Origin of the sequence: Sphingomonas sp. LH128, from assembly GCF_000293195.2 — a bacterium.
Taxonomy (GTDB): Bacteria; Pseudomonadota; Alphaproteobacteria; order Sphingomonadales; family Sphingomonadaceae; genus Novosphingobium; species Novosphingobium resinovorum_A.
In genome coordinates, this window is record NZ_ALVC01000060.1 from 18,639 (window position 1) to 29,401 (window position 10,763).

Annotated in this window: 10 protein-coding genes and 1 tRNA gene; 8 read left to right on the forward strand and 3 right to left on the reverse strand. The window is 65.1% G+C overall.

All coding sequences use genetic code 11. From position 1 onward, the window contains the following. Positions 1-58 precede the first annotated feature (58 nt). Positions 59-874, forward strand: a complete 816-nt coding sequence (locus LH128_RS05820; RefSeq protein WP_008828659.1) for a DNA adenine methylase — start codon at positions 59-61, stop codon at positions 872-874. Between the two features lie 214 nt (positions 875-1,088). Here LH128_RS05820 and LH128_RS31285 read toward each other — a convergent pair whose 3' ends face one another. The 3 genes from LH128_RS31285 to LH128_RS05835 form a co-directional block, all read right to left on the reverse strand. After that, positions 1,089-1,910, reverse strand: coding sequence for a hypothetical protein (locus LH128_RS31285; RefSeq protein ID WP_008828660.1), 822 nt, complete (start codon positions 1,908-1,910; stop codon positions 1,089-1,091). Positions 1,911-1,926: 16 nt separating this feature from the next. Further along, positions 1,927-3,192 (reverse strand): tyrosine-type recombinase/integrase, encoded by a 1,266-nt coding sequence (locus tag LH128_RS05830; RefSeq protein ID WP_008828661.1) that lies wholly within the window; start codon positions 3,190-3,192, stop codon positions 1,927-1,929. Positions 3,193-3,350: 158 nt separating this feature from the next. Further along, positions 3,351-3,440, reverse strand: a tRNA-Ser gene (locus tag LH128_RS05835). 173 nt (positions 3,441-3,613) lie between these two features. Between LH128_RS05835 and LH128_RS05840 the strand changes: the two genes are divergently transcribed. The 7 genes from LH128_RS05840 to LH128_RS05870 form a co-directional block, all read left to right on the forward strand. After that, on the forward strand, positions 3,614-4,621 hold the full coding sequence (locus LH128_RS05840) for a lytic murein transglycosylase (RefSeq protein ID WP_008828662.1): 1,008 nt from the start codon (positions 3,614-3,616) through the stop codon (positions 4,619-4,621). Further along, positions 4,605-5,606 carry an SPOR domain-containing protein gene (locus tag LH128_RS05845; protein WP_037517997.1) on the forward strand — a complete coding sequence of 334 codons (1,002 nt, stop codon included), beginning with the start codon at positions 4,605-4,607 and terminating at the stop codon, positions 5,604-5,606. Before LH128_RS05840 ends, LH128_RS05845 begins: the two co-directional genes overlap by 17 nt. Positions 5,607-5,665: 59 nt before the next feature. Continuing rightward, positions 5,666-6,823, forward strand: coding sequence for a D-alanyl-D-alanine carboxypeptidase family protein (locus LH128_RS05850; RefSeq protein ID WP_008828664.1), 1,158 nt, complete (start codon positions 5,666-5,668; stop codon positions 6,821-6,823). After that, the gene (tmk, locus tag LH128_RS05855) at positions 6,820-7,461 is read left to right on the forward strand and encodes a dTMP kinase (protein ID WP_008828665.1); all 642 of its coding nucleotides are present in this window, start codon (positions 6,820-6,822) and stop codon (positions 7,459-7,461) included. The genes LH128_RS05850 and tmk overlap by 4 nt, the downstream gene beginning before the upstream one ends. Then, entirely contained in the window at positions 7,458-8,432 is a 975-nt protein-coding gene (locus tag LH128_RS05860) for a DNA polymerase III subunit delta' (protein WP_008828666.1), read from the forward strand. Before tmk ends, LH128_RS05860 begins: the two co-directional genes overlap by 4 nt. An 83-nt stretch (positions 8,433-8,515) precedes the next feature. Next, complete coding sequence (metG, locus tag LH128_RS05865; protein ID WP_008828667.1) at positions 8,516-10,075, forward strand: methionine--tRNA ligase; 1,560 nt, start codon at positions 8,516-8,518, stop codon at positions 10,073-10,075. Continuing rightward, positions 10,075-10,763: TatD family hydrolase (locus tag LH128_RS05870; protein WP_008828668.1), on the forward strand; the 689-nt coding region annotated here is incomplete at its 3' end. The genes metG and LH128_RS05870, both read left to right, overlap by 1 nt.

Sequence of the window (10,763 nt, forward strand, 5' to 3'; positions counted from 1 at the left end):
GCCGACTGGCCGCCCCGCACCCGTCGTACGGGTAGGGTCTATGGAGCGGTTTAAAAAAATGGAGTCAATACAAAGCGTTCGCCCTGTTTCGCCTGCAGCGGGATATCAGGGCGGAAAGCGCAATCTGGCGCGCAGAATCTGCGCGCTTATCGATCGAACTGAGCATGACGGCTACGCCGAGCCGTTCGTCGGCATGGGCGGGATCTTCCTGCGACGATCGTCCAGGCCGAAGGCGGAGGTCATAAACGATATCTCCGGCGACGTCGTCACGTTCTTTCGCGTGCTCCAAGAGCACTATCCCTACCTGATCGACATGCTGAAATGGCGTGTCGCGAGCCGCGCCGAGTTCGAGCGGCTTCGCGCGCAGGACCCGGATCGCCTCACGGATCTGCAACGCGCTGCGCGTTTCCTCTACCTGCAGCGCCTGGCGTTCGGCGGGAAGATCGTCGGCCGGACTTTCGGCGTCGACGCGCGCCAGGGCGCACGGTTCAATGTCTCGAAACTGGAGCCGCTCCTCGGCGACATTCATGAGCGGCTCGCCGGCGTGACGATCGAGCAGCTGCACTATGACCGCTTCATCGCGAGGTATGACCGGCCGGGCATGCTGTTCTACCTCGATCCGCCATACTTCGGCTGCGAGGACGATTACGGCGCCGGCACATTCGGCCGTGGTGACTTCGAGCGCCTCGCGGCAGTGCTCGCCGGCGCGCGCGGCAAATTCCTGTTGTCGATTAATGATGCCCCTGCGGTGCGCGAGATCTTCTCGGCCTTCCACATTCGGGACATCGAGACGACCTGGACGATGGCGACGGCCGCAACCGGCAGCGGGAAGCGCGTGAACGAACTCCTCATCAGCAATTTCGCGCCTGATTGACAGAGCGACAGAAGGTGCCGGGGCGGGGGTGCAGAATGGCACAGCCCTTGCTCCCGGCCCCCTGGACACCCCGGAGCGGCGCAGCCGCTCCCGCGCGCCGGTGCCGCCGGCGCTATGATGAGTGCAAAATCAGTACCTTGAGGCCTTGGGGACGGCACAAACCGCGAAGCGGAAAGCGCCATAGGGCGCCTTAGCGCCCTATGTCCTCATAGTATCAGAATGATACCCCGGTTTCTCCGGTCCTCAAGGATTCGCCCTTCTGGAAATCACGAGCATCTACTGCGGCTGCAAGCCGCTTCAGGGTCTCGCCGAGGAGGCGGTCTCCGGCCCACGTGGCGTCGTGGCGTTCCTCTGCCGTCAAACCGGCCAGCATCGCCTCGTAAGCCTCACGCTCGGCTTTCCGGCGATCCTGTTCGCAGTTTGGCGCAGGGGCTTTGCGGAACAACGATTTCACCCAGTCCATCATCGCTGGCGGGATCATCAGGGCATACGCATTGCTGATCTGCTCGACCTGCTGTCCGCCAGGAGTTGGGTCTTCAATCGGCCGGGAACGCCGCATCCAGTGCAAGAAGTTTGCTTTTCGGAGACGGACGAGCGCGTCGTGAACTGCCGAGTAGGATCGGCCGATACCTTCCGCGATCGTGGCAATCGCCGGGTCGAGACGGCCCGTAGCATAGTCCACGGTCTCGTAGAGGAAACCGAGCACCTCGAGGCCGATCTCGCCCAGCTCACCGTTGCGCGCGCCGGGTTCAGTTTCGCGCCGTTTCAACCGGGTCTTGTACTCGAACGCCCGGGCAGCCTTCATCAAGGCCCCGACCCAGCGCGCGCCACCGCGCGGGGTACCATCGTGGATTGGCTTCCAGACCTGGTGCTCGATCGTCCCTTCGTAGTACGAGTTGCGCCAGACTTTCTCTCCGCTCCGGGGGCTGTCGCCGCGTTCAAGTAGCGCGCGCGTCTTGCGGCCGAGCGTGGCCTTGGTGACCTTTGCAGCCAGTAGGCCAAAGGGCGTGGCGGAAAAAGAACCGGCGGCCGTCATGCGCGGCCTCCGATCGTCAGCGCCTGGCTACGTCCAGCAGCGTGGCCGGTGGGGCAACGCCCTCCAGCAGCATGTCCGCCCATTCCTGCGCTATGAGCCGCCGCCTGGGCATGTACGTGGCGCGGTTGTAGGTTGGCTCCACGCCATCTTGTACGTGTGCGAGCATAAGGTCGATCACCGTCCGGTCTCCGGGCCGATCCAGTTCGAGCGCGCGCTCGTTCATGATAGTCGAAAAGCTCGTTCGCCACCCATGTGGTACGTGCTTTCGGAAGTGGACTTGCACCTTTCGATAGGCCGCGTTCAACGTGTTGTTCGTTATCGGCCGATCGGAATGACGGGCCGACGGAAACAGGTACTTCCGGTTCTTCGCAGCTGCGGCAGCAACCTTGACCACCTCTACAGCCTGCGTCGCCAATGGGACGATGAACTCGAAGGCCTCGATCTCCGATTGCTCCAAGCCCAGCTTCATCTTCTCGGCCGGTATTCGCCAGATCGGCTCTTTGCCGTCCAGCCCCTCGAATTCGTGCAGTTGCGCCACTTGGATGACGCCCGGCCGAGCGACCGTCAGCGCCAACAGTCTTGATGCGAGTTTCGTTGAGGGATGCCCCGGATCGGCCTCGTAGGCCTCGAGAAACTCCCGAGCCTGAACGACTTTCACCAAGGCGGGAAAGCGCCCCTTCTTCTTTGGCCTCAGTCCGTCGCCCAACGACGCAGCCGGATCCACTTCCACCAGCTCGTTGGCGATCGCAAAGCGAAAGACCGCTGAGATGCGCTGACGTAACCGGTGCGCAGTCTCGATAGCACCGCGTTTTTCTACTGCCTTCAGCACCGTCATGATGGCGGCTGGCCTGATCTCCCGGATCGGCAGACGGCCGAGGGCAGGGTAAACGTCTGCCTCCATGCGCACTTTCACGTCGTCCGAGTGCCGAGCCTTCCACACCGCCGATTGCTGTGCATGCCAACGCTCCGCGATCGCGGCGAACGTGCTGTCCGGATCGATCCCCAAGGTTCGGCGCTTCGCCCTGCGACGAAACTCCTCTGCCGGATCCCGCCCTTCGCGAAGCTCCTTCCGGCCATCGTCCCGCATGTCGCGCGCTTGGCGCAGCGAGAGGTCGGGGTAGGGGCCGAAGACCAGCAGCTGCTCCTTCCCACCGAATCGGTATTTCCAGCGCCAGCCTTTGTGCCCGGTCTTCGTGACATGTAGGAACAAGCCATTGCCGTCGAAGAGCTTCAGCGGCGAGGCCTCTGCCTTGGCCGCTCGGCATTGCTGATCCGTTAGCACTCGATACCCCCGCCTTTGCAGGTGAGTACCCCGAAGCTACCCCCACGACAGAGCGGCACCCCTCGGACCTCACCGGAACAACGAGGCTGCTAAATCCGCTGAAAACCTCGGAAAGTAAAGCTCCGGCGGACCTCTTCGGACCTTGCCGGAACAATACTTGGCGGACAGGGTGGGATTCGAACCCACGGTGAGCTTGCACCCACGGCGGTTTTCAAGACCGCTGCCTTAAACCACTCGGCCACCTGTCCGCTCAATTGCTGCGCATAGCCCAAAGTGGCGCGGGCGCAAGGGGTTGATGCTCGGTGAAGAGCATCGGGCTTGCGGCGACTGTCCACGACGAGAGGCGGCAGGCCATTTGCAACCGGGCCGCTTTGTGCGAAGTTTCCTCGCGATGACCCCTGTAATAACCCTTGCAACATTCATGCGATCGCTGCGTCTTCCCGTCTTCGCCGTCGTGCTTGCGCTTCCCGCCGCGCAGGCGTGCGCGCAGCCGGAGTCCTTTCCCGATTACTTGCGCACGGTCGCCTCGCATGCCCGATCCCAAGGTGTGAGCGAAGCCGCCATCACCAGCGTGCTGACCGGCCTCACGCCCAACGAGAGGGTCATCGCGCTCGATACCTCGCAGCCCGGCAGTCGCGGGGCGCCGCCGCCACTGGCGCCTTATATCGCGCAGCACGTGGGCAGTTCGATCGTGGCGCGCGGCAAGTCGCGCTATACTTCACTTGCCTCGATCCTGCCGCAGATCGAGCGGCGATATGGCGTGCCCGCGCCGATTCTCTTCGCGATCTGGGGGCATGAGACCAATTTCGGCAGCTACACAGGCGACTTCGACCTCGCGCGCTCGCTGGCGACGCTGGCCTGGGAAGGGCGCCGCCGCGAGCTGTTCGAGAGCGAGCTTATCGCCCTGATGAAGATGGTCGACCGGGGCGTGCCGCGGTCGCAGCTCAAGGGCAGCTGGGCAGGGGCCTTCGGGTATCCCCAGTTCCTGCCGAGCGTCTACTTGCGCCTTGCCGTCGATGGCGACGGGGACGGGCGGGCGGATATCTTCTCCAGTTCGGCCGACACGCTGGCCTCGATCGCGAACTATTTCCGCGACGCGGGCTGGCGCACCGGTGAGCCCTGGGGCGTGCGGGCCAGCCTGCCGTCCGGGTTCAACGTAAACGCCTATGCGACGAAGTTGTCGTCGCCGTCATGCGCCGCAGTTCATGCGCGCCATTCGCAGTGGAAGCCGGTTTCGCAATGGCGCGCCCTTGGCGTGGCGCCGCAGGGCGCGATCGGCGGCGATGTCCTCGCCTCGCTGTTCCAGCCCGACGGTCCGGGCACTCCGGCTTATTTGTTAACCGGTAATTATCGGGTGATCCTCCAGTACAACTGCTCGAACTACTACGCCATGTCCGTGGGGTTGCTTGCAGATGAGATTGCCCGTTAACCATGCCCTGCCGCTTGCGGCGCTGATCCTGCTCGGTTCGGGAGGGGCCTTGGCCGCTTCCCGCACTCCGCAGGTCGCTGCTCCTGCTACAGGGCCTGCCGCCGATTATCCGGTCGTCGTCGGCGAACCCTTCACCGTCGGCAGCACCGTCTGGACGCCGACCGACCAGCTCAACTACGACGCGGTCGGCGGTGTCATCACCGGCGAAGGCACCGGCGTGACCGCCGCGCACAAGACTTTGCCTTTGCCCAGCTATGCAGAAGTGACCGCGCTCGACACCGGCCGCACCATCCTCATACGGATCGAGAGGCGCGGCCCGATGGTAAACGATGCACTCATCGAACTGTCGGCCGATGCTTCGGCGCAACTCGGTCTCGCTCCTGGCGCCAGGGCGCAAGTGCGGGTACGCCGCGTCAATCCGCCGGAGCAGGAGCGCGCGCTCCTTCGGGCCGGCGGCCGGGCGCCGGAGCGCATGAAAACGCCCGAAGGACTGCTCAAGGTCCTGCGCCGCAAACTGGCGGATCAGTCGCCGCTGGTCCCGCCGCCTTCCACGCCGCCGGCAATGCCTGCGGGAGAACCGCCTGCGATGGTCAAGGCTCCGGCCGCGAAGCCGGCAGCGGCACCGAAGGTGGCCAGGCCCGCATCCGTCGCCCCGGCCGTGCCGCCCGCCGCCCGCCCGTCGCAAACGGTGCCCCCTTCGCCGCCCAAGGCCCCCGCTCCGAAGCCCGCTGCTCCGGCGGCGAAGCCCAAACCGGAAGCGCTCAAACCTGCCGATGAGGGCTCGACTTACGTACAGGTAGCCGCGTTTTCCTCCGAATCCTCGGCTCGCAAGGTCGCCGCGCAACTCGGTGGCAGCGTGTCCCCGGCAGGCAAGTTCTGGCGCGTGCGGCTCGGTCCTTACGCGAACCGTGCAAAAGCCGCGCCGGCGCTGGAGAAGGCGAAAGGCGCGGGCTATAGGGATGCCCGAATCCTCGGCGCGGACTGAACCTGAAACGTCTCCCGCGCGCAGCCAGACGCCGACAGGCGCGCGGGAGAAGTCGGGTCTTGAAGTCGTTTTCCAATATCGTGAAGCTGGCCCTGGCCGTAACCATACCGGCGAGTGCCTCGGCCGCCTCCATCCCGGCCCCGCCGCCGCAGGTTGCGCCGATCCCGGTAAGTCTGCTGGTCGATCTCGGCTCCGGCCAGGTGTTGGCGCAGAAACATCCCGATACGCCCTTCCTGCCCGCCTCGGTGACCAAGGTGATGACCGCTTACGTGGCCTTCGAAGAAATCGGCGCGGGCCGTCTCCGCATGGACCGCCAGTTCCAGGAGCGACCCGAGACCGAGAAGGAATGGTTCGCCAAGGGCACCAACATGTACATCACGACCAAGGACAGGCCGACCACGCGCGACCTGCTCCATGGCATCATGACCGCTTCGGCGAACGATGCCGCCGTCGTGCTGGGCGAGGGCTATGCGGGCAGCGTGCAGGGCTGGGCGGCGAAGATGAACGACGCCGCGCGGCGACTCGGCATGACGCGCAGTCACTATAACACTCCCAACGGCTGGATGGACGAGGGCAACACCTACGTCACCGCCAGCGATCTCGTGCGCCTCGCCGACGCCATGATCACGCGCTATCCCGACCTTTACCGCGAGTTCTCGGGCCACAAGCACTGGATCTGGCGCGACGTCCACATGCGCAGCCACGACCCGACGGTGGGCGTCGTGCCCGGCGCGGACGGCATCAAGACTGGATATACCCGCGAGGCTGGCTACAACTTCCTCGGCACGGCCGAGCGCGGCGGGCGCCGCCTCGTCATGGTGCTGGCGGGATCGCCGCTGCCCAAGGTGCGCGACGATGCGGCAAAGGCGCTGCTCGAATGGGGCTTTGCCGCGTGGGACACCCGCCACCTCTTTGACCAGGGCCAGACGATCGCGCAGGCCAAGGTTCAAGGCGGCGACGCCCGCTCGCTGCCGCTCGTCGCCAACCGCGAGGTTCACGCCACCATCCCGCGCGGCACTCAGCCGGGCATCACGCTTGCCGTCCACTACAGCGGACCGATCAAGGCGCCGATCCGCAAGGGCGAGCAGGTCGGCGAACTGGAGATCCGCGTCGCCGGGCTCGCACCGGGCCGCGTGCCGCTCTACGCGGGGCGTGACGTGGGGACTGCCGGATGGCTGGACAGGCTGCTGAACGGGCTTATCAACCTGTTCACATGATGCAGGGTCGATTCATCGCGCTCGAGGGCGGGGAAGGGGCGGGCAAGTCCACCCAGGCCCGCCTGCTGGCCGAAGCCCTGCGTGGGCTTGGCCTGAAGGTGGTCACCACCCGCGAGCCGGGCGGCACTCCGGGGGCAGAGGCGATCCGTGCCCTGCTCCTCGACGGCGTCGAGGGGGACGGCGGCGAAAGCTGGAACCCGCGCGCCGAGGCGCTTTTGTTCGCCGCCGCACGATCCGACCATGTCCACCGCCTGATCCGCCCGGCGCTTGCGCGCGGGGCATGGGTGATCTGCGACCGCTATCTCGATTCGAGCCGCGCTTATCAGGGCGGCGGCGGTGGTCTGTCCGACGCCGACATCGCCTCCCTCCACGCCATCGGCAGCGAGGGGCTACTGCCCGACCTGACGCTGCTGGTGGAAGTCACGCCTGCGGTGGCCGTGCACAGGCTTGCCCTGCGCGACACCGATGGCAGCGACCGCATCGGCGGGCGGGACGCCGCCTATCACGCCCGCGTGGCCAGCGCGTTCTCGGTCTTCGCCGAGGCGGAGCCCGCCCGCTTCGCCCGGATCGACGGCGACGGCGATGCGCAGGCCACGCATGGCCTCGTCATGACGGCGCTGGCGCCGTTGCTGCCATGACCATGGACAAACCCTTCATCGGTCAGGACGCCGCGTGGCAGGAATGGCTGGCCGCCATCGCATCCGAGCGCATGCACCATGCCTGGCTACTGAGCGGCGGCAAGGGCCTGGGCAAGCGCGCTTTCGCGCGCGCAGCGGCCGCCGAGCTGGTCCGCCAGCCGGGCCACCCGATGCCTGACGTGGAAACGCATCCCGACATCCATATCCTCGACCACCTTCCCGCCAATGACGACGAGGTGAAGAAGAAGGCCGAGGGCAAGCCTTACCAGACCAAGCGCAACATCACCGTCGATCAGGTGCGCGGCATGATCCGCCGCCTCGCGACCAAGCCCACGCTTGGCGATCGCCGCGCCATCGTGATCGACCCGGCCGACGACATGGAGAAGGGCGCCGTCAACGCGCTTCTCAAAGCGTTGGAAGAGCCGCCCGCCGGTACGTATTTCCTTCTCGTCACGCATCAGCCCGGCCGCCTGCTGCCCACCATCCGTTCGCGCTGCCGCGTCCTGCGCTTCGCCGCACTCGGGCCGGAACAACTGGACTCTGTCATCCGCCGCGATGCGCCCCAGGCCGATGCCGCCGCGCGCGCGGCCGCGATCGCTGCCGCGCAAGGGTCGCCCGGCGTGGCGCTCGATATCGTCGAGCACGATCTCGGCGGCATTCACGCGCTGATGATGCGCATCCTGCAGCGCGGCGACCCGGACTTCGCCTTACGCGGTGCACTGGCCGACGAGATGGGCGGCAGACCGGCACGCGACCGTCAGTTGGCAGCGCTTGAGCTTGCCCGCGCCGTCCTCGTCCAGCAGCTTCGCGACGCCCCACGTCGAAGCCAGCTCGGAATTATCGAAGCCTATGCCGCCTTGACGACGCTGGCGACGCAGTCTCCGACCTACAATTTCGATGCCGGGCTCCTCATAATGGAAATTGGCGGGTTGCTGGCCTCGGCCGCGATGCCTAGAGAAGCGGCACGTTAGCGCGTTCGCAGGACTCCTGAGTGAAGTTCAGAACGCACTTGAAGATCGATCTGTAAACTCCAGTCAGGAAAGCGCGACGCCGCATGGGCGAGCCCTATTACATCACTACCGCCATCAGCTACCCCAACGGGCGGCCTCACATCGGCCACGCCTACGAGGCGATTGCCGCCGACGTGATCGCCCGTTTCAAGAAGGCGGAAGGTTTCGACGTCCGGTTCCAGACCGGCACGGACGAACACGGCCTGAAGATGGCCCAGAAGGCGCGCGACCTCGACACCACGCCGGCTGCCCTGGCCGATGAAATGTCGTCGTACTTCAAGGAGATGTGCGACGCTCTGAACATCGGTTACGATGTCTTCATCCGGACCACCGAACCGCGCCATCACGCCGCGACGCAGGAACTGTGGCGCCGCATGGAAGCGAATGGCGACCTTTATCTCGACCGCTACGAAGGCTGGTATTCGGTACGCGACGAGGCGTATTACGACGAAAGCGAACTGCAGGCGGTTGAGGATGGCGGCAAGCTGTCTCCGCAAGGTACGCCGGTGGAATGGACCGTCGAGGAATCGTGGTTCTTCCGCTTGTCCAAATATCAGGACAAGCTGCTGGAACTCTATGCCGCAGGCGAGTTCATCCGCCCGGAAAGCCGCCGCAACGAAATCCAGCGCTTCGTCGAAGGCGGGCTTCGCGACTTGTCGGTCTCTCGCACCAGCTTCGACTGGGGCATCAAGGTTCCGGGCAGCGACAACCACGTCATGTATGTCTGGGTGGATGCCCTGACCAACTACATCACCGGCCTCGGCTTCCCCGAGGAAGAGGGCGATTTCGCGAAGTTCTGGCCCGCCGATGTCCACCTCATCGGCAAGGACATCGTCCGCTTCCACACCGTCTACTGGCCTGCCTTCCTGATGAGCGCCGACCTGGAATTGCCCAGGCAGGTCTTCGGCCACGGCTTCCTGCTCAATCGCGGCCAGAAGGAATCGAAGTCACTCGGCAACGTCACCGACCCGATCGGTCTGGCCGAGACGTACGGCGTCGATACCCTGCGCTACTTCTTCCTGCGCGAAGTCGCCTTCGGGCAGGACGGTTCGTGGTCGCACGAAGCCATCGTGACGCGTGCCAACGCCGAACTCGCCAACAGCTTCGGCAATCTGGCCCAGCGCAGCCTGTCCATGATTTTCAAGAACATGGATGGTGAACTGAAAGCTGGACTTGAAAAAAGCGAAGCCGACACCGCGCTGTTCGTAGCCGTGGCTGAGGCCGTCTCCGGACTGCGCTCGGCGTTCGACGCGCTAGATTTCAGCACCGGCCTTGAAGCCTGGATGCGCGGCGTCTTCGCCTGCAACCAGTACGTAGATGAACAGGCCCCATGGGCGCTGCGCAAGAGCGATCCCGCTCGCATGGAAGCCGTACTGATGACGCTTTTCCGCGTCGTACGCGATCTCGCCATCGCCGTTCGTCCTGTCGTGCCGACCGCGATCGACGCCTTGCTCGACCAGATGGGACACGCGATCGACGCGCGTGACTACGCCGCGCTTGCCGATACCGGCTGGTTCGACGCACTCGCCGGTTCGGGCTTCAAGGTCGACAAGCCGCAAGGCGTGTTCCCTCGCTTGGAACTTCCCGAGGAAGCGGCCGCCTGATGCTGATCGATTCCCACTGCCATCTCGAATACGAAGGTCTTGTCGAGGATCAGCAGGCCGTGCTCGCACGCGCCCGCGATGCCGGGATCAAGGGCTTTCTCAACATCTCGACCCGGCAGCGGGAATGGGACCGCGTGGTCGCCACCGCCGCACGCGAACCCGACGTCTGGGCCTCGGTCGGCATCCACCCGCACGAAGCGGACCAGCATGCCGATCTGGGCGAGGGGGCTCTGCTCGAAGCCGCAGCCCACCCGCGCGTGATCGGCATCGGCGAGACCGGTCTGGACTATTATTACGACAAGTCCGACCGCGAGGTTCAACAGGCGCTTTTCCGCACGCACATCGCCGTTTCCCGCGAGACCGGCCTACCCATCATTATCCACACCCGGGATGCAGAAGACGACACCGCGCGCATTCTCACCGAGGAGATGGGGAAGGGCGCCTTCCCGGCGCTGATCCACTGCTTCACCGCCAGCGCCGACTTCGGCCGCAAGGTTCTCGAACTCGGGCTGACGATCAGCATTTCAGGCATCGTGACATTCAAGAATGCTAAGGACTTGCAGAAGGTCGTGAAGACCATTCCTGAAGATCGCCTGCTGGTCGAAACCGACTCGCCGTTCCTGGCTCCGGTCCCGCATCGCGGTCGCAAGTGCGAACCGGCCTTTACCGCCGATACGGCGGGGTTTGT

Coding starts and splice junctions, on each gene's coding strand:
- LH128_RS05820 (WP_008828659.1), top strand. CDS start 59: ATGGAGTCAATACAAAGCGTTCGCCCTGTTTCGCCTGCAGCGGGATAT.
- LH128_RS31285 (WP_008828660.1), bottom strand. CDS start 1,910: ATGACGGCCGCCGGTTCTTTTTCCGCCACGCCCTTTGGCCTACTGGCT.
- LH128_RS05840 (WP_008828662.1), top strand. CDS start 3,614: ATGCGATCGCTGCGTCTTCCCGTCTTCGCCGTCGTGCTTGCGCTTCCC.
- LH128_RS05845 (WP_037517997.1), top strand. CDS start 4,605: ATGAGATTGCCCGTTAACCATGCCCTGCCGCTTGCGGCGCTGATCCTG.
- tmk (WP_008828665.1), top strand. CDS start 6,820: ATGATGCAGGGTCGATTCATCGCGCTCGAGGGCGGGGAAGGGGCGGGC.
- LH128_RS05860 (WP_008828666.1), top strand. CDS start 7,458: ATGACCATGGACAAACCCTTCATCGGTCAGGACGCCGCGTGGCAGGAA.
- metG (WP_008828667.1), top strand. CDS start 8,516: ATGGGCGAGCCCTATTACATCACTACCGCCATCAGCTACCCCAACGGG.